Source organism: Candidatus Sulfotelmatobacter sp. (assembly GCA_035504415.1).
Classification (GTDB): Bacteria; Vulcanimicrobiota; Vulcanimicrobiia; order Vulcanimicrobiales; family Vulcanimicrobiaceae; genus Vulcanimicrobium.
This window is the reverse complement of record DATJRY010000021.1, coordinates 303,084-320,450: the sequence shown is the minus strand read 5'-3', so window position 1 is coordinate 320,450 and position 17,367 is coordinate 303,084. Positions and strand designations below refer to the sequence as shown.

20 protein-coding genes are annotated in these 17,367 nt (G+C 70.4%); 15 read left to right on the top strand and 5 right to left on the bottom strand.

What is annotated here, in order from left to right; genetic code table 11:
* Nucleotides 1-3: 3 nt before the first annotated feature.
* From VMD91_19345 to VMD91_19320, 6 genes are read left to right on the top strand one after another with little or no spacing between them, the layout of a single operon-like run.
* Nucleotides 4-987: a ketopantoate reductase C-terminal domain-containing protein gene (locus VMD91_19345; GenBank protein HTW86236.1), complete on the top strand. Its 984-nt coding sequence runs from the start codon at nucleotides 4-6 to the stop codon at nucleotides 985-987.
* Nucleotides 984-1,853 carry a hydrogen peroxide-dependent heme synthase gene (gene hemQ, locus VMD91_19340; protein ID HTW86235.1) on the top strand — a complete coding sequence of 290 codons (870 nt, stop codon included), beginning with the start codon at nucleotides 984-986 and terminating at the stop codon, nucleotides 1,851-1,853. Before VMD91_19345 ends, hemQ begins: the two co-directional genes overlap by 4 nt.
* A 2-nt stretch (nucleotides 1,854-1,855) precedes the next feature.
* Nucleotides 1,856-2,287: a VOC family protein gene (locus VMD91_19335; GenBank protein HTW86234.1), complete on the top strand. Its 432-nt coding sequence runs from the start codon at nucleotides 1,856-1,858 to the stop codon at nucleotides 2,285-2,287.
* Between the two features lie 4 nt (nucleotides 2,288-2,291).
* A complete protein-coding gene (locus VMD91_19330) occupies nucleotides 2,292-2,768 on the top strand; it encodes an HNH endonuclease (protein HTW86233.1) in 477 nt (158 codons plus the stop codon).
* Between the two features lie 31 nt (nucleotides 2,769-2,799).
* Nucleotides 2,800-4,224, top strand: a complete 1,425-nt coding sequence (locus VMD91_19325; protein ID HTW86232.1) for an NAD-dependent succinate-semialdehyde dehydrogenase — start codon at nucleotides 2,800-2,802, stop codon at nucleotides 4,222-4,224.
* 44 nt (nucleotides 4,225-4,268) lie between these two features.
* Complete coding sequence (locus VMD91_19320; GenBank protein HTW86231.1) at nucleotides 4,269-5,279, top strand: MBL fold metallo-hydrolase; 1,011 nt, start codon at nucleotides 4,269-4,271, stop codon at nucleotides 5,277-5,279.
* On the opposite strand, the gene VMD91_19315 is transcribed toward VMD91_19320, so the two are convergent.
* Complete coding sequence (locus VMD91_19315) at nucleotides 5,267-5,743, bottom strand: cupin domain-containing protein (protein HTW86230.1); 477 nt, start codon at nucleotides 5,741-5,743, stop codon at nucleotides 5,267-5,269. The genes VMD91_19320 and VMD91_19315 overlap by 13 nt on opposite strands.
* A gap of 27 nt (nucleotides 5,744-5,770) precedes the next feature.
* Here VMD91_19315 and VMD91_19310 point away from each other — a divergent pair, with 27 nt between their 5' ends.
* Together VMD91_19310 and VMD91_19305 are read left to right on the top strand one after the other, a co-directional pair.
* Complete coding sequence (locus tag VMD91_19310; protein ID HTW86229.1) at nucleotides 5,771-6,625, top strand: serine hydrolase; 855 nt, start codon at nucleotides 5,771-5,773, stop codon at nucleotides 6,623-6,625.
* Nucleotides 6,622-7,194, top strand: coding sequence for an arsinothricin resistance N-acetyltransferase ArsN1 family B (locus tag VMD91_19305; protein ID HTW86228.1), 573 nt, complete (start codon nucleotides 6,622-6,624; stop codon nucleotides 7,192-7,194). The genes VMD91_19310 and VMD91_19305 overlap by 4 nt, the downstream gene beginning before the upstream one ends.
* Here VMD91_19305 and VMD91_19300 read toward each other — a convergent pair.
* On the bottom strand, nucleotides 7,191-7,613 hold the full coding sequence (locus VMD91_19300) for a MarR family winged helix-turn-helix transcriptional regulator (protein HTW86227.1): 423 nt from the start codon (nucleotides 7,611-7,613) through the stop codon (nucleotides 7,191-7,193). The two genes, VMD91_19305 and VMD91_19300, sit on opposite strands and share 4 nt — an antisense overlap.
* A gap of 160 nt (nucleotides 7,614-7,773) precedes the next feature.
* Here VMD91_19300 and hppD point away from each other — a divergent pair, with 160 nt between their 5' ends.
* The 3 genes from hppD (at nucleotide 7,774) to VMD91_19285 (ending at nucleotide 10,642) form a co-directional block, all read left to right on the top strand.
* Nucleotides 7,774-8,886, top strand: a complete 1,113-nt coding sequence (gene hppD / locus VMD91_19295) for a 4-hydroxyphenylpyruvate dioxygenase (GenBank protein ID HTW86226.1) — start codon at nucleotides 7,774-7,776, stop codon at nucleotides 8,884-8,886.
* Between the two features lie 3 nt (nucleotides 8,887-8,889).
* Nucleotides 8,890-10,212, top strand: a complete 1,323-nt coding sequence (gene hmgA / locus VMD91_19290; protein ID HTW86225.1) for a homogentisate 1,2-dioxygenase — start codon at nucleotides 8,890-8,892, stop codon at nucleotides 10,210-10,212.
* A gap of 109 nt (nucleotides 10,213-10,321) precedes the next feature.
* A complete protein-coding gene (locus VMD91_19285; GenBank protein HTW86224.1) occupies nucleotides 10,322-10,642 on the top strand; it encodes a hypothetical protein in 321 nt (106 codons plus the stop codon).
* Between the two features lie 19 nt (nucleotides 10,643-10,661).
* On the opposite strand, the gene VMD91_19280 is transcribed toward VMD91_19285, so the two are convergent.
* The 3 genes from VMD91_19280 to VMD91_19270 form a co-directional block, all read right to left on the bottom strand.
* Entirely contained in the window at nucleotides 10,662-11,276 is a 615-nt protein-coding gene (locus tag VMD91_19280) for a hypothetical protein (protein HTW86223.1), read from the bottom strand.
* 164 nt (nucleotides 11,277-11,440) lie between these two features.
* A complete protein-coding gene (locus VMD91_19275) occupies nucleotides 11,441-12,976 on the bottom strand; it encodes a YifB family Mg chelatase-like AAA ATPase (protein ID HTW86222.1) in 1,536 nt (511 codons plus the stop codon).
* A gap of 57 nt (nucleotides 12,977-13,033) precedes the next feature.
* Nucleotides 13,034-13,588, bottom strand: coding sequence for a hypothetical protein (locus VMD91_19270; protein ID HTW86221.1), 555 nt, complete (start codon nucleotides 13,586-13,588; stop codon nucleotides 13,034-13,036).
* A gap of 372 nt (nucleotides 13,589-13,960) precedes the next feature.
* Here VMD91_19270 and VMD91_19265 point away from each other — a divergent pair, with 372 nt between their 5' ends.
* From VMD91_19265 to VMD91_19250, 4 genes are all read left to right on the top strand, one after another.
* Nucleotides 13,961-14,506 (top strand): MOSC domain-containing protein, encoded by a 546-nt coding sequence (locus tag VMD91_19265; GenBank protein ID HTW86220.1) that lies wholly within the window; start codon nucleotides 13,961-13,963, stop codon nucleotides 14,504-14,506.
* 22 nt (nucleotides 14,507-14,528) lie between these two features.
* A complete protein-coding gene (locus tag VMD91_19260; GenBank protein HTW86219.1) occupies nucleotides 14,529-15,428 on the top strand; it encodes an aldo/keto reductase in 900 nt (299 codons plus the stop codon).
* A gap of 47 nt (nucleotides 15,429-15,475) precedes the next feature.
* The gene (locus VMD91_19255; GenBank protein ID HTW86218.1) at nucleotides 15,476-16,069 is read left to right on the top strand and encodes a UdgX family uracil-DNA binding protein; all 594 of its coding nucleotides are present in this window, start codon (nucleotides 15,476-15,478) and stop codon (nucleotides 16,067-16,069) included.
* Nucleotides 16,070-16,406: 337 nt separating this feature from the next.
* Nucleotides 16,407-17,366, top strand: a complete 960-nt coding sequence (locus VMD91_19250; protein HTW86217.1) for a substrate-binding domain-containing protein — start codon at nucleotides 16,407-16,409, stop codon at nucleotides 17,364-17,366.
* Nucleotide 17,367 lies beyond the last annotated feature (1 nt).

The window sequence follows — 17,367 nt, the reverse complement described above, 5'->3', positions numbered from 1 at the left end:
CGCATGCGCGTCTACGTCGTCGGCGCGGGTGCCGTCGGAACCTATCTCGGCGAGCAGCTGCGCGGCATCGGCAACGAGGTCATGTACGCGCCCCGAGCGCTCGAAGACGTCGTTCCGGTCGAGGTCGACCTCGCGATCGTGACGGTCAAAGCCTACGACACGCCGGGCGCGATACAAACGCTGCGGCGCGGGCTGCGCGACCCGTCCGCGACGACGATCCTCACGCCGCAGAACGGCATCGGCAACGAGGAGCTGCTGGCCCAGGCGTTCGGTGCCGACAGCGTCGTCAGCGCCGCGCTGACCGTCCCGGTCGAGCGCGACGCGAGCGGCCAGGGGGTCGCGGCGCGCGGCGGCGGGATCGCGTTCGCGCCGGTCGGCGCCAACGCGCACAACTGGCTGTTGGCCGCCTTCGGCGCGACGGACCTGCCCGTCAGCGCCGTGGCCGACTACCGCGCGCTCAAGTGGTCGAAGCTCGCGCTCAACGTCGTCGCCAACGCCAGCTGCGCGATCCTGGACATGCTGCCCGAGCGCCTGGTTCGCGAAGACGAGATCTTCGCGCTCGAGATCCGGATGCTGCGCGAGGTGCGCGCGACGATGAAGGCGCTGGGGATCAAGGCGATCGACCTGCCGCGCTATCCGGTGCGCGCGCTGCTGGCGGCGGCCAGCCTGCCGACGCCGCTGGCGCGAACCGCGCTGGCCGGCCGCATCGCGGGCGCCCGCGGCGACAAGCCGCCTTCGCTGCTGCTCGACCTGCGCGGCGCGAAACACCAGACCGAGGTCGAGTACCTCAACGGCGCGGTCGCGCGCGCCGCGCGCGACGCCGGAGTCGCGGCGCCCGTCAACGCGGGCTTGGCGCGGATTCTCAGCGACATCGCACATATGCCACAACTGTGGTCGAAGTACCGCGAGCGGCCCGAGATGCTGCGCGACGAGCTGCGCGGCCGAAGCGGGGCGCCGTCGGCGGCGACGAAGGAGACCGCACCGTGAGACACCCCAACGTTCCGGAGTCGCTCGACGGCTGGGCGATCCTGCACCGCATGTTCCGCTTCGATCGTCGCCGTTGGGACGCGCTGGACGCCGACCGGCGCGCCGCGATCGAACGCGAGGCGCAGGCGCTCTTCGCGACGTTGGCGCGCGACGCCGATGCGGACTTGGGGCTGGCGCAGCTGCTCGGCCACAAAGGCGACTTGCTGCTGACCCATTACGCGCGCTCCTTCGACGCGCTGGGCGAGATGCAGGCGCAGGTCGACAAGCTCGCTGTACGCGACTACCTCGAATCGCTCGAGTCGTACGTCTCGATGCTCGAGCTCGGCCTCTACGAGCACACGGCGAAGATCCACGCCGAGCTGCGCGACCGTGGGCTCAAGCCGCACGGCGAGGAGTGGAACGCCGCCTTCGACGCGATGCTCGACGAGGCGGCGCAAGAGCCGCGCAACGCCGGCCGGCTGTGGGCGCGCATCCCACGCCGCCGCTACGTCTGCTTCTATCCGATGAACAAGAAGCGCGACGGCGCCGACAACTGGTACTCGACCCCGTACGCGCAGCGCGCCGCGATGATGCTCGAGCACGGCAAGATCGGGCGCTCGTTCCACGGCCACGTCACCCAGGTGATCTCGGGTTCGATCGGGTTCGACGATTGGGAGTGGGGCGTCGACCTGTACGCCGACGATCCGTTGGTCTTCAAGAAGCTCGTCTACGCGATGCGCTTCGACGAGGCGTCGGCGCGCTTCGGCGAGTTCGGCCGCTTCTGGACCGGGATGCAGTTCTCGGTCTCGCAGCTGGGCGTGTTCTTGAGCGGTGAAGGGTCGCCCGCGCTCGCGGCCGAGGACCTCGGCCAACCGGCGCTGCGCTGATCGTGGCCTTCCGCGGCTTCGACCACGTCGACTTGCGGGTGCCCTCGCTGGCCGCGGTGGAGAGCTTCTACGCGGCGCTGCTGCCGAAGCTCGGGCTCACGCGCAAGGCCTACAGCTACGTCGATCCGCGCGGCGACTGGTACGACGCCGATGCCGAGCGCTACAACGCCGTCGAGTGGTACGAGGACGCGACGGACGGCCGTGCCGGTGCGTTCTTCGGCGTCATCGAGGACGCCGACATGGTCGTGCCGCGCACGCGCATCGCGTTCGCGATGCCGCGCGAAGGGCTCGAAGGCTGGATGGACGAGCTGCGCGCGATCGGCGCGCGCGAGGTCGAGTTCTGGGAGCACGAGGACCGCTATTGGGCGGTGTTCTTCACCGACCCGATCGGCACGCGCTTCGAGCTGGTGGCGCGCATCCCGCGCAAGCACTGAGCGCGTGACCAAGCGTGACGAACTGCTGGCGGTCTGTTCGCTGGCGCCGCCGTCGGCCGACGGTGCGTGCGCGTGGTGTGCGACGCCGTTGCCGTCGCGCCGGCGCATGTGGTGCAGCGATCGCTGCAACGACGCGTTCTGGGCCAACCATTGGTGGTCGGTCGCTCGCCGGACGGCAAAGCGGCGCGATCGCTACCGCTGCCGGCGCTGCGGCGCGAGCGCGCCAAAACGGCCCAGTGCGACTGCGTTTCGCTCGCGGCCGCGCTACCTGGCCGCCATGCGTGCTTGGCGGGCGGCCAAGAAGACCGCGCGGCTCGAAGTGAACCATGTGGTTCCGTGCATCGGAAAGCACGGACAGCTCTCGTGCGCGCACCATCTCGACAATCTCGAGACGTTGTGCCCGAGCTGTCACCGCGTGGCGACGTCGGCGCAGCGTGCGGCGGCCGCTGCCGAGCGTGAGGTCGTGCGCGCGAGCACGTGACATTCGTGTCCGGAATAGGGCACATGAAGGCATGACGACTACGGCTTCCCGTCCGGCGTCCATCCAGACGCGTAATCCCACCACCGGCGAGGTGCTGGCGCACTACGACGTGCACCAGCAGGCCACCATCGACGCGCGGCTCGACGCGGCGGTCGCCGAAGCCGCACGCTGGCGCGAGCAGCCTTTCGCGGTCCGGGCCGAGCGGCTGCGCGCGATCGCACGCGTGCTGCGCGTCCGCAAGAAGTCGCTGGCCGACCTGGCGACGCGCGAGATGGGCAAGCCGATCGTCGAGGCCGAAGCCGAGGTCGAGAAATGTGCGGTCGCGTGCGAGTGGTTCGCGGCCAACGGCGAACGGTTGCTCGCCGACGAGAACGCGCCTTCGAACGCGACCCGCAGCTACGTCGCGTTCCGGCCGCTCGGGGTGCTGCTCGCGATCATGCCGTGGAACTTCCCGTTCTGGCAGGTCGTGCGCGCGGCCGCCCCGGCGTTGATGGCCGGCAACGTCGTCGTGCTCAAGCACGCGGCCAATGTGACCGGCTGCGCGCTGGCGCTCGAGGAGATCTTCCAGAGCGGCGGTCTCGCGGCCGGAGCGTTCTCGACGCTGGTCGTCGGCGGCAAGGAGATGGGGCCGATCGTGCTCGACGAGCGGGTGGCGGCGGTGACGCTGACCGGCAGCGAGTCCGCCGGCTCGTCGGTCGGCGAGCTGGCCGGGCGTGCGATCAAGAAGACGGTCCTCGAGCTGGGCGGCTCGGACGCGTTCATCGTGCTCGCCGACGCCGATCTCGACCAGGCCGCGAAGGTCGGCGTCAAGGCGCGCTTCCAGAACAACGGACAGAGCTGCATCGCGGCCAAGCGGTTCATCATCGAGGACGTCGTCTACGACGCGTTCGCGGAGCGCTTCGTGCGCGAGGCGCGCAAGCTCAAGCTCGGCGATCCGCTCGACCGCGCGACGACGCTGGGCCCGCTCGCGCGCGCCGACCTGCGCGAGGCGCTCGACGCGCAGGTGCGCGAGACCGCCGACGCCGGCGCGCGGCTGCTGCTCGGCGGCGAGATCCCGATCGGTCCGGGCGCGTTCTATCCGGCCACCGTCGTCGGCGACGTCACGCCCGGGATGCGGATGGCGACCGAAGAGACGTTCGGGCCGGCCGCGGCGCTGTTTCGCGCGCGCGACGCGGAGCAGGCCGTCGCGCTCGCCAACGACTCGCGCTACGGCCTGGGCGGCAACCTGTGGACGCGCGACGTCGCGCGCGCGCAGAAGCTGGCGATGCGCTTGCAATCCGGCAACGTGTTCATCAACGGGATGACGGCGTCCGATCCACGGCTGCCGTTCGGCGGCGTCAAGAAGAGCGGCCACGGTCGCGAGCTCTCGGCCTTCGGGATTCGCGAGTTCGTCAACGTGCAGACCGTCTGGATCGGCCCCGATACCGGCAGCGGGGCGAACGCCCCGGCCGAATAGGACGGGCGGGTGGCCGCCGCCATCCGACGAATTGGCGCGTCGGTATGGCGCACGACTACCCGCTCGTCTCGACCCTGGGTGACGGCATCGTTCAGATCCGGCTTCCGATGGCCGGGAACCCGATGCGCTACGTCAACGGCTACCTGGTCGAGGACAGTCTGCTCGGCGGGTGGACGCTGGTCGACTGCGGCTGGAAGGCCGACGACGTGCTGGCGGCGCTGCACGCCGGCTTGGCCGAGGTCGGCCGGACGCTCGCCGACGTGCGGCGTTTGCTGATCACGCACGTTCACTTCGACCACTACGGACTGGCGGGCACGCTGCGGCGCGCCGGCGTGCCGCACTTGGCGATGCACCCGCGCGACTGGGACGTCGCGCAAGCGCACGTCGGCGATCCGCAGGCGTTCGACGCCGCCGCCGACGCCTGGATCGCGCGCAACGGATTCGAGATCGTGGGCGGGATCGAAGACGACTTGCAGCACCATCGCACGGAGCTGGCCGAGCCGACCGACTTGCTGGAGGACAACGCGCAGGTCGGACGCCTGCGCGCGGTGTGGACGCCGGGCCACACGCCCGGACACCTGTGCTTCGTCGACGAGATCAGCGGCAAGGTGCTGACGGGCGATCACGTGCTCGACCCGGTGACGCCGCACGTCGGAATCTGGCGCGACGGACGCGGCGATCCGCTCGGCAACTACGTCGACTCGCTGCGCAAGATCGCGGCGCTGCCCTCGCGCGGCGCGCTGCCGGCGCACGGCGAGCCGTTCGCCGATCTGCCGGGCCGCGCACAGGAGCTGCTCGCGCACCACGACCATCGCGAAGCGCAAGTGCTGGCGGTGCTCGGCAACGGTGCGACCAGCGCGGCCGGCGTCGCGCGCGGCCTGCTCTGGCGCCGGCGCGGGGATCCGTTCGAGGCGCTCCCGGCCGCGCACCAGCAGTTCGCCGTCGCCGAGACGCTCGCGCACCTCGAGCACTTGCGCGCGCGCGGCTTGGTCACGCGCGACGCGCAGGCCGACCCGATGCAGTACGCGCTGGCCGCCGTTCCTCAGCGCGTGTAACGCGCGATCAACGGGCCGAACTGCGGATAGGCGGCGGTCAGCGTCGCGCGCGTGGTGAGGTGGAACTCGGCGAACTCGAACCCCGGCGCGACGTCGCAGCCGACCAGCGCGTAGCCGCCCGCGACGTCGACGTGCGAGGCGAAGTGCGTGCCGGCCGGCACCGTCGCCTGCCACGCGTCGCCCGTGCCGAGGACGCGCCGTTCGTGATGGCCGCTCGGTGAGATCATCTCGATCGTCACCGGATCGCCGCGGTAGAAGTGCCAGGTCTCGTCGGACGCGAGCCGGTGAAAGGCCGAGAACGCCGCGTCGGTGAGCAAGAAGTAGATCGAGGTCGTCGCGCTGCGCCGGGTCCCACGGTCGGTCGAGACGAGTTCCGCGCTGCGGTAGGTCTCGCGAAACCAGCCGCCCTCGGGGTGCGGCTGCAAGCGTAGGCTGGCGATCAGCCGTTCGGCCTCGGGATGCACGCGCCGGTCTTCGCCGAACGATCCCGCATGAACCTCGACGCCGCGCTCGCCTACGCCGAGCGCCATCAGCTCGACGCGCTGATCGCGCTGCGCGGCCGTGAGGTCGTGCTCGAACGCTACGGTGCGGGCTGGAACGCGGCGCGTCCGCATCCGCTCTACAGCGGGACGAAGAGCTTCTGGGGCGTGCTGGCCGTGCTCGCCGAGCGCGAGGGATTGCTCGCGCTCGACGAACCGGTCGGCGCGACGATTGCCGACTGGGCCGCCGACGCCGTGAAGCGGCGCGTCACCCTGCGCGAGCTGCTGCAGTTGACCAGCGGGATCGGTTTCGGCGGCCTGGGCAGCGCGGTGCCGACGTACGAGAAGGCACTGGCCGTCGTGCTCAAGGATCCGCCGGGCGCGAAGTTCACCTACGGCGGCATCCCGCTGCAAGTATTCGGCGCGGTGCTCGCGCGCAAGCTCGAGGCGCGCGGACGCACCCCGCACGCGTATCTGCGCGAGCGGCTGCTCGACCCGATCGGGCTGCAGATCGGCAGTTGGCGCACGCTGCGCGACGGGACGCAGCCGCTGCCGACCGGCGCGTTCGTGGCGGCCGGTGAGTGGCTGAAGTACGGGCAGCTGGTGCGCGACGGCGGCGACCGGAACGGAACCTCGATCGTGCCGCGCGACGCGCTGGCGGCGTGCTTCGTCGGGTCGGCGGCGAACCCGCGCTACGGTTTGGCCTGGTGGCTGAGCCCGCTCGAACAGCGGCCGGACATCGTCTACGCCAGCGGCGCCGGCGGCCAAGCGTTATACGTCTTGCCGGCGGACGACCTGGTGGTCGTGAAGTACGGACGCTCCAACTCCTACGATCACGCCGCGTTCTTGCGGAGGTTGACGGGTTGAGCGAGCTGGCGGTGCGCGTGGCGCGGCCCGCGGACGGTGCGGCGTTCGCCGCGATCTACGGGCCGATCGTCGCCCAGACCATCATCTCGTTCGAAGAACGCGCGCCCGGCGCCGACGAGATGGGCGAACGCGTGCGCGCGGCGCTCGAGCGACATGCGTGGCTGACGGCCGAGGTCGACGGCGCGATCGCCGGTTACGGCTACGCCGCGCCGCACCGCTCGCGCCCCGCGTATCGCTGGGACGTCGACGTCTCGATCTACGTGGCGCCGGCGTTTCGCGGACGCGGCATCGGGTCGCGTCTCTACCGCGCGCTGTTCGCGATTCTCGCGTTGCAAGGCTACCAGCGCGCGTACGCGGGGATCGCCCTGCCGAACCCGGCCAGCGTCGCGGTGCACGAAGCGGCGGGCTTCCGCCGCATCGGCGTCCATCGGCGCACGGGGTTCAAGTTCGGCCGCTGGCACGACGTCGGTTGGTGGGACCGCGCGATCCGCGATGACGCGCAGCCGGCCGAACCGCGGCCGCTCGCGGCCCTGGCGGCCGACGAGGTGCGTGCGGCGCTCGCCGTCTAGCCGGCCGCCTCGCGCTCGTCGGCGTCGTCGAGCCGCGTGACGTGCGCCTCCAGGCGGTCCAGCAGTGCGGTGAGCTGCGCGACCTCGTGCGGATCGAGCGCGTCGAGGATCTCGCGTTCCATCGCCAGCGCGGCCGGAACGATGCGCTCGTAGACCGAACGGCCGCTCGGCGTCAAGGTCAGGATCGCGCCGCGGCCGTCGCGCGGGTTGACCTCGCGGCGCACCAGCCGCCGGGCCGTCAACCGGGCCAGCGCGCGGCTGACCTTGACCTTGTCCATCGCCGTCCGCTCCGCGATCGCCAGCGCGCTCAGGCTGGTCGAGTAGCCCAGGTGCGCGACGACCCGCCACTCGGGCACGCTCAAGCCGAAGCGGTCGGCGTACGTGCTGGCGACCAGCCGGCTGACCTGTTCGGTGATCACCGATAAGCGGTACGGGAGAAAGCGGCCGAGTTCGAAGGGCTCGCCGGCCGGTGCCGGGGGGCGGACTCTTGACGGGGTCGGCATGTGGGTCCTACGATACCACGGACGCGGATAGTTTCAAATGTAACTATCCCGGCGAGACCAGGAAGAGAGCACCGCCATGGGTCCCTATCCGCACAACGCGCCGCCCGCCACGATCTCCGACCAGAATCCGGCCGGGACCGACGGCTTCGAGTTCGTCGAGTTCGCGCACCCCGAGCCGCAGGTGCTCGACGACCTGTTCCGCCGCATGGGCTTCACGCCGGTGGCGCGCCACAAGACGAAGGCCATCACGCTCTGGCGTCAGGGCGACGTCAACTTCCTGGCCAACTCCGAACCCGGCTCGCAGGCGATCGCGTTCGCCGCCGAGCACGGTCCGTGCGCCTCTTCGATGGCGTGGCGCGTCGTCGACGCGCAGCATGCGCTGCGGCACGCCACGGCCGCCGGCGCCGAAGCCGCGCAGCTGCCCGCCTCGCAGAAGACGATCGACGCGCCGGCCATCGTCGGCATCGGCGGCTCGCTGCTGTACTTCGTCGACCGCTATCGCGACGGGAAGACCGCGTACGACGCCGAGTTCGAGTGGCTCGGCGAGCGCAATCCCAACCCGGCCGGCGCGGGGCTGCACTACATCGACCACCTCACGCACAACGTCCACCGCGGCCGGATGGACGTCTGGTCCGACTTCTACGCCAACCTGTTCGGCTTCCGGCAGATTCGCTACTTCGACATCGAAGGCAAGATGACGGGCTTGTTCTCGCGGGCGATGACCAGCCCCGACGGCAAGATCCGCATCCCGATCAACGAGTCGGCCGACGATCGCAGCCAGATCGAAGAATACTTGCGCGCGTATTCGGGCGAGGGCATTCAACACGTGGCGCTCGGTGCGCGCGACATCTACGCCAGCGTCGACGCGCTGCGCGCCGGTGGGCTGTCGTTCATGCCGGCGCCGCCGGCCATCTACTACGAGAAGACCGAAAGCCGCTTGCCCGGACACGGGGAGCCGCTCGAGCGGCTGCGCGAGCGCGGCATCCTCATCGACGGCGAGGGCGTCGCGAACGGTGGCACCACCAAAGTGCTGCTGCAGATCTTCTCGGCGACCGTGCTCGGCCCGATCTTCTTCGAGTTCATCCAGCGCAAGGGCGACGACGGGTTCGGCGAGGGCAACTTCCGCGCGCTGTTCGAGTCGATCGAAGAGGACCAGATCCGCCGCGGCGTGTTGCCGGCGCCGACCTAGCCGATGAGCTCCACGCTGACGCCGCCGGCGACCGCGCTGGCCTACCAGTCCGGCTTCGGCAACGAGTTCGCGACCGAGGCGCTCCCGGGCGCGCTGCCGGTCGGGCGCAACTCGCCGCAACGGCCGCCGTACGGCCTTTACGCCGAGCAGCTCTCGGGGACGGCGTTCACGCTGCCGCGCGCGGTCAACCGGCGCAGCTGGCTCTACCGCATCCGTCCGTCGGCGATGCACCGCCCGTTCGCGCGGATCGACAACGGCGCGATCGTGAGCCGGTTCGGCGACCTCGCGACGACGCCCAACCAGCTGCGCTGGGACCCGCTGCCCGCGCCGTCGCGGCCGACGGATTTCGTCGAGGGGCTGTTCACGATGGCCGGCAACGGCGATCCGGCCGGGATGAGCGGCGCCGCGGTGCACTTGTACGTGGCCAACCGTTCGATGGCGGGGCGCTTCTTCGCCGACGCCGACGGCGAGCTGCTGATCGTGCCGCAAGAGGGCCGACTGCGCGTCGCGACCGAGTTCGGCTTGCTCGAGCTCGGCCCGAACGAGATCGTGGTCGTTCCGCGCGGCGTGCGCTTCCGCGTCGAGCTGCTCGACGGCACCGCGCGCGGGTACGTCTGCGAGAACTACGGCGCGGCCTTCCGGCTGCCGGACTTGGGGCCGATCGGCTCCAACGGTCTGGCGAACCCGCGCGATTTTCGCGCGCCGGTCGCGTGGTACGAGGACGTCACCGGCGACTTCGCGCTGATCACCAAGTTCCAGGGCAACCTGTGGTCGGCGCCGATCGACCACTCACCGCTCGACGTCGTTGCCTGGCACGGCAACTACGCGCCCTACGCGTACGACCTGCGCCGCTTCAACACGATCGGCTCGATCAGCTACGACCATCCCGATCCGTCGATCTTCTTGGTGCTGCAGTCGCCCGGGGCGCCCGGCGGCGCGGACGAGATCGACTTCGTCATCTTCCCGCCGCGCTGGCAGGTCGCCGAGGACACCTTCCGCCCGCCGTGGTTCCACCGCAACGTCGCCAGCGAGTTCATGGGCCTGGTGCACGGCGTCTACGACGCGAAGGAAGAGGGCTTCGTTCCCGGCGGCGCCAGCTTGCACAACTCGATGAGCGCGCACGGCCCCGACGCCGACACGCACGCGCGCGCCAGCGCCGCCGACACCGCGAAGGCGGCCAAGATCGGCGACACCCTGGCCTTCATGTTCGAGACGCGACTGGTACTGCACCCGACCCGGGCCGCGCTCGAGTCGGCGACCCTGCAAGCCGAGTACTTCCAGTGCTGGCAAGGCTTGCCGAAAAAGTTCGACCCGACGACGCCGTAACGTCCGCCGCCGACGTTTCCTCATCAAACGCTCACGCGCAGCGGGCCGAATGCCCGTTTGCCGAGCCTGCTGGCGAGGGAAGAAGAGAACAACGGAGGCGGTACGAGCAGTGGAACGACGCACGCACGAGGAGTTGGTGGCGGTTTCGGCCTGGTGGACACCGAACCACCTGGACGTGACGCACGTCCCGATGACCTACGCGAAGCCGAAGGCGTCGTGGATCGACGGGTACAGCACGCTGCGGCGTTCGCTGACCTCGGACGTGCGCGACCGGATGATTCGCCGTCGCGCTCACGATCGGTCGGTCGTCGATCCGAACGAGATCACGGTGCTGCCGCCGCTGCGGGAAGTGCAGCGCCCCGCCGTGGACGAACCCGAGGCGGCGCCGGAACGCCGGCACCTCGGGCTCTGGTTCCGGCCCGCGCACTAACGCGCGGCCGTTCTACGGCTCAGCGTTTGAGCGCGACGTTCGCGAAGTCGATCTGCCGGACGAGCGTCGTACCTTCGTAGCCGCGGATACGCAGCGGTAGGTGCGTCGTGGTCGCGATCTCGACGACCTCACGGGTCAGGCCGCCGTCGGCCGCCGGGTCCGCGGGCGTGAGCGAGACCGCGTCCGTGGAGACGCCGCCGATCGTCTCGCCGGCTTGTTCGGACGAGGTGCCCGGCGTCGTGTCGCCGTGGCGCAGGATCGAGGCGTAGCTCAGCTCGTCGAGCGACGAACCGCGCGGCGACTCGACGCTCGGGTCGTGAAGCGGGATCGATTTCGAGAGCCCGTACAACAGGCCGCCGCCGAGGTGCGCTTGCAAGGTCGCGCCGCCGTCCCAGACGAGAATCGCGCCGCGGTTGGGGCCTTGCACGACCCGGACCGTCGCGTGCGCCGGCGATTGGTAGTTATAGTCCACGACGATCGTCTCGGCGCGCGTGCCGCGCCGCTCGTAGGCGGTGATGCGCGCGCTGAACGCGCCGCTCTGTGCCCACGCTTGCGAGAAGGCCTGCCAAGCGGGAGGCGTATCCGTCGCGAGCGCCGCGGTTGCGAGCCCCGTGCCGAGTGCGAAAGCGACCATCACGCATCATGTATCGCGGCACGCTGTGAAGACGATGAAACGTCTCGCGCGCCGCGACGTTCTCAGCAAAATCTCAGCGTACGGTTCGGCGCAAGCGCGAGATTCGCGCCGTCGGCGCGCCGTCCGGCTTGTCGCGCGTCTGAGCGCTGCGCACGACCCCCGCTTCACGCGGCCGCCGGTGTGCGGGCGGTCGCGCCGCGGTACACGAGCGCTTCGGCGACGTGCGTTCGCTCGATGCGAGCCGATCCGGCCAGGTCGGCGATGGTGCGCGCCAACCGGGCCACGCGGTCGAACGCGCGGGCGCTCAGGGTGCCGCGGCTGACCGCGCCCTCGAGCAGCGCGAGCGCGTCGGCCTCGAGGGGACAGCGAACGCGCATGTCCGCAGCCGGGATCGACGCGTTCGTTGCATACGCGCAGCGCTCGTAGCGTTTGGTTTGCAGCCCGCGCGCCGCTTCGACGCGCGCACGAATCGTGGCGGAGCTCTCTCCGGCCTCGCGGTCGGTCAACTCGTCGAACGATACGCGCGAGACGGCGACGTGCAAGTCGATGCGGTCGAGCAGCGGTCCGGACAGCTTGCCGAGATAGCGCTGTACGACGGCGTCGTCGCAGTGGCAATCGGAGCCGCGCACGCCGCGAAAGCCGCACGGACACGGGTTCATCGAGGCCACCAGCATGAAGCGCGCGGGAAACGACAGCGTGCCGGCCGCGCGCGCGATCGTGACCGTCCCTTCCTCGAGCGGCTGGCGCAGCACTTCGAGGGTCGAGCGCGTGAACTCCGCCAGCTCATCGAGATACAGCACGCCGTGTTGCGCCAACGACACTTCGCCGGGCCGCGGATTGGAACCGCCCCCGATCAGCGCGACGCGGCTCGCGGTGTGGTGCGGTGCGCGAAAGGGCCGCGTGGTGACGACGCGCGGGCGTGCGCCGAGCAGGCCGGCCACGCTGTAGACGCTCGTCACGTCGAGCGCCTCGGCGCTCGTCATGGCGGGCAAGATCGAGGGCAGCCGTCGCGCCAGCATCGTCTTGCCGCAGCCGGGCGGTCCGACGAGCACGAGGTTGTGGCCGCCGGCCGCGGCGATCTCGAGCGCCCGCTTCGCGACGACTTGCCCACGCACGTCGAGGTAGTCGCCGCACGCGGGCCGCTCGTCGGGCACCAGCACGGTTGCCCCGCGCCGCCGGAACCGCGCGCCGTTCTCGAGCACCACGGCGACCGCTTCGGCCAATCCCGGAACCGCGTAGACGTCGATGCCGTCGACCAGCGCCGCTTCGTCGCGGTTCGCCTCGGCGACGAGGACGCGCGAGAACCCGGCCCGCTTCGCCGCCAACGTCATGGCCAGGACCCCCGGCACGGCCCGCACGCCGCCGTCCAGCGCGAGCTCGCCGCACGCGACGTACGCGCGCAGCGCCGCCGCGGGTACCTGTTCGTCGGTCGCCAACAGCGCCAGCGCGATGGGCAGGTCGAAGCCCACGCCCGTCTTGCGCATGTCCGCCGGCGCGAGGTTCACCAGCAATCGGCCGGGCGGAAAGCCGAAGCCGGAGTTCACGATCGCGGCGCGCACGCGGTCGCGCGACTCGTTGAGGGCGCGGTCGGGCAGCCCGACGATCCCGAAAGCGGGCACGCCGGCCGCCGAGTCGGTCTCGACTTGCACGACGTACGCGTCGACGCCGGCGACCGCGGCGGAAAAGGCGAGCGCGATCATCGCGCCTCGTTCACGCGGGCGCTTCGCGGCAGCAAGCCCCGGCGTGAAACGGTTTCGCTACATGCAGGTCTGCGATTCGGGCGATTCGGTGATGCCGGTCAGGCGCCCGTGCTCGAACGTGAAGCCGACGTCGATCTCGCGACCGCACCCGATCGACGATCCGGTGAACAGGCTCACCGTGCCCCGATCGCCGCGCAGCAGCAGACGCAAGCCGTGCTGCTGGAGCGCCGCCGTCACGTCCTCGCGGCTCGTCCCGAGCCCGATCGTCCGATGGATCCAGGCGACGTTCGCGTGCGCCGCGGCGGCCGCGCGGTCGTTGCTCAGCGCGAGCGCGCGGCCGAGCATATCGGCGAAGGCGGCTTTGTCAGGCGCGGCGTCGTACCGCGACTTCCATCGCGTGCCGGGGTTGCCGCTGTCGGCGGCGGCGGCGAAGAAGGCCCCCAGACAGTCGTCGTCGGCGACCGCGGGATCGACGCCGTTGTCCGTCGCCCACTGCTGCGCGGTGGCATTCTTGGCGATGACGTAGCGTTCCGTGTCGTCCTTGCCGCGGTAAGCGCAGTATCGGTTCGCCGGCAGATCCGTGACGTCGGCGAACGACGTCTGCCGGCCCATCCTGAAGACGCCGCGAACCAGCAGCCCGATCTCCTGGGTTGTGACGGCGGCGGCGGCGCGCTCGACGGCGGGGTCGAGGGCGCGCGTCGGTACCGGCTCGAGCGCGCCGATCTTCGCATCCAGCGCCGCGAGGAACGCGTGACGGGCATGATACGGGTCGGCTGGGTCGGGATGCGCGGCGTATGACGTTCGGTGCGGCGACGCAGTTCGCGGCCGCCGTCTTCCTGGGCTCGGCCGCGTGGTGGATCGTCCTGGCCGCGACGGTTGGCCGGATGCGGTCGGCGGTCGGCGCGCGCACGATGCGCGCGGTGCGGTCGTCTCCGGATGTCTGCTCGCAGGGTTCGGCGTGGCCGCGCTCGCAGCGAGGGGATCGTGACGGATCAGCGACCCGCGGTCGTCGAGTCGGTCTCACTCGGCGCGCAGCACGCCTTCTCCAAACAGCCGCAGCCGGCGATCGAGCTGGTGGCGGACTGCGGCGTCGTCGGCGACGCGCACGCCGGGGCCACCGTGCAGCACGTGGCGACGAAACGGCGCAGCGCGACCGCACCGAATCTGCGGCAGGTGCATCTGGTGGAGGCCGAGCTGCTCGATCAGCTGTGCGAGCGCGGCTACGACGTCGCGCCGGGAGCGCTGGGCGAGAACATCACGACCCGTGGAATCGATTTGCTCGCGCTCGGCGTCGATACGATTCTCGCGATCGGCGACGCTCGTCTGCTCGTCACCGGTATCCGCACGCCGTGCTTTCAGATCGATCGCTTCCGGCGCGGCCTGGTCGCGGAGCTGACGATCGACAAGCGCGCAAAGCGCTTTCGCACCGGCGTGATGAGCGTCGTGCTGGCCGGCGGTACGGTGCGCCCCGGCGACGCGGTCACGGCGATCCCCGACCCGGGACCCTTCCGCCCGCTTCCCCTCGTGTAGCCAACGGGGGTATCATCGCGACATGGCTACACAAACGCTCTCCGCTGCTGCCGCCGGTACAATTACCATTGGAGGCGACCTGCCGGTCCACCGCATCGGCTTCGGCGCGATGCGCATCACCGGCAGAGGTATCTGGGGACCGCCGGCCGACAAGGACGCAGCGCTCGCCGTCCTGCGCCGCGCCGTGGAGCTCGACGTCAACCTGATCGATACCGCCGACTCCTACGGTCCGAACGTCAGCGAAGAGCTCATCGCCGAGGCGCTGCATCCGTATCCCGCAGGCCTGGTCATCGCGACGAAGGGCGGCTTCGAACGGAGCGGTCCGAATCAATGGACGCCCAACGGCCACCCCGACCATCTGCGCAAAGCGCTCGAAGGCAGCTTGCGCCGCCTCAAGCTCGACCGCATCGACATCTATCAGTTCCATCGCCCGGACCCGAACGTGCCGTTCGAGGAGTCCGTCGGCGCCATCGCCGAGCTCGCCAAACAGGGGAAGATCCGCCACGTCGGTCTCTCGAACGTCAACGTCGACGAGCTGCAGCGGGCGCAGAAGATCGTCCCGATCGTCTCGGTGCAGAACCGGTTCAACAACGCGTCGGGCGGCGATGAAGAGTACAATCACGTCACCGACGACGAGACGATCGCGATGGTCGACCATTGCACGAAGCACGGTCTCGCGTTCTTCCCGTGGGGACCGCTGGCGGCGGGCCGCATCTCGTCCGCGCGCATCGACGCGGTCGCGAAGGCGCACGGCGCGACTCCGAATCAGATCGCGCTGGCCTGGCTCCTGCGCCGCTCGCCGGTGATCGTGCCGATCCCGGGAACCTCGTCGGTCGCGCACCTCGAAGAGAACGTGGCGGCGGACCAGATCACCTTGACCGACGAGGAGTTCGCGGCGCTCTCCGTCGCGGGTTCGGACTGACGGCAGCCGCGACGAGCGCCGCCCCGTACGTTCCCAGCCGCCTGAGCATGCCGGCGTTGCGCGAGGCCGCCGCCGGCTGCCACGGCTGCGACCTCTACCGGCACGCGACGCAAACGGTCTTCGGCGAGGGCCCGCTGCACGCGACCGCGATGCTGATCGGCGAGCAGCCCGGCGATCGCGAGGACCGCGAAGGCCACCCGTTCGTCGGGCCGGCCGGCAAGCTGCTGCACGAGGCACTGGCCGAGGCCGGCATCGATCCGGCTCGCGTCTACATCACCAACGCGGTCAAGCACTTCGCCTTCGTCGAGCGCGGCAAGCGGCGCATCCACCGTGCCCCCAAGCGAACCGAGGTTCGCGCGTGTCTTCCATGGCTGGAGGCCGAGCTGCGCCTGATCCAGCCCGGGGTCGTCGTCGCCCTGGGTGCGACGGCGGCTCAGGCGCTGCTGGGCCCGAAGTTCCGGGTGACCGAGGAACGCGGCCGGCTGGTGACCTCCGAACTGGCCCCACGGGTGGTCGCGACCGTCCATCCGGCCTCGATCTTGCGCGCGATCGACGAGGACGCGCGGCGGGCCGCGCGGGCCGAATTCGTCGACGATCTGCGCACCGTGGCGGGCCTGCTGGCGCAGACGGCCGGCCGATGACCGCTCATCGCCGTTTCCACATGGTGCACACCCGTGATCTTCGTTACTGTGGATAACGGCTCGCGAAACGAAGCGTGCGCAGGCTCACGCTCGATGCGACGATTCTCGCACCTCTGACCTTGGTCGGCGTTCTGAGCCCCGAAACGACCCCGAAACCGCCTCGATCTCCCCGAATTCCTGCTGTCGCCGCGCTCGAGGCGGCGGTGCGGGATCGGCGTACGCCGAACCTTCTAGTTGAGAATAACTCTCAAGTGCCGACCGATCGGACGGGGATTGGGTGCTTCGCAGGGGTTCCGCGCGCCCTCCCCGCATCCGGTGCGTCGGTATGAAAACCCCGTTGCTTCTCGCGTGCGCGTGCGCGGTGCTCGTCGCCGGCTGTACCTCCTCGACGCAGTCCGGGAGCTCGTCGAGCGCTTCCTCCGCCCCGGCCGCGTCGGGCGCCCCCGCCGCGGGCGGCGCCAAGACGATCGGCGTCTCGATCCAAAACCGGGAGGCCCAGTTCTACCAGGACATGGAGGCCGGCATGAAAGCCGAGGCTGCCAAGTACGGCTATACGGTCAACGTCGTGGACGCCTCGCGCGACAACGCCAAGCAACAGAGCCAAGTCGAGGACTTCATCTCGCAGAAGGTCGACGCGATCGTCCTCACGCCGTACGACTCGCAGGCCATCGGCAGCGCGATCGTCGAGGCGAACAACGCCCATATCCCGGTCTTCACCGCCGACATCGCCAGCCAGTCCAAGAACGGCGTCGTGGTCTCGCACATCGCCAGCGACAACGTCCAAGGCGGCGCGCAGGCCGGGGCGCTCATGTGCAAGGCCGTCGGCGGCAGCGGGACGGTCGCGATCCTCGACGAGCCGGAGGTCACCTCGGTTCAGGACCGGGTGCGCGGCTTCAAGCAGGCCCTGGCCAAGGACTGCCCCGGCGTGACCGTCGTCGCCGACATCGACGGCGGCGGCGAGCGGGCGAAGGCGTCGTCGGCGATGGACGACATCCTGCAGTCACACCACGGTCTCAAGGGCGTGTTCGGAATCAACGACGACTCGGCGCTGGGCGCGGCGACGGCCGTGAACGCCGCCGGCCTCAAAGGCAAGGTCGCCGTCGTCGGCTACGACGCATCGCCCGAGGCGCGCACGGCGATCGCGAACGGCTCGATGGTCGGCGACGCGATCCAATACCCCAAGCAGATCGGTGCCAAGACGATCGACGCGATCCACGACTACTTCAGCGGCAAGACGCCGCCGAAGCTCGTCCCGGTCCCGGTCGGGACGTACACGAAGGCCAGCGCCGGCGGCTGAG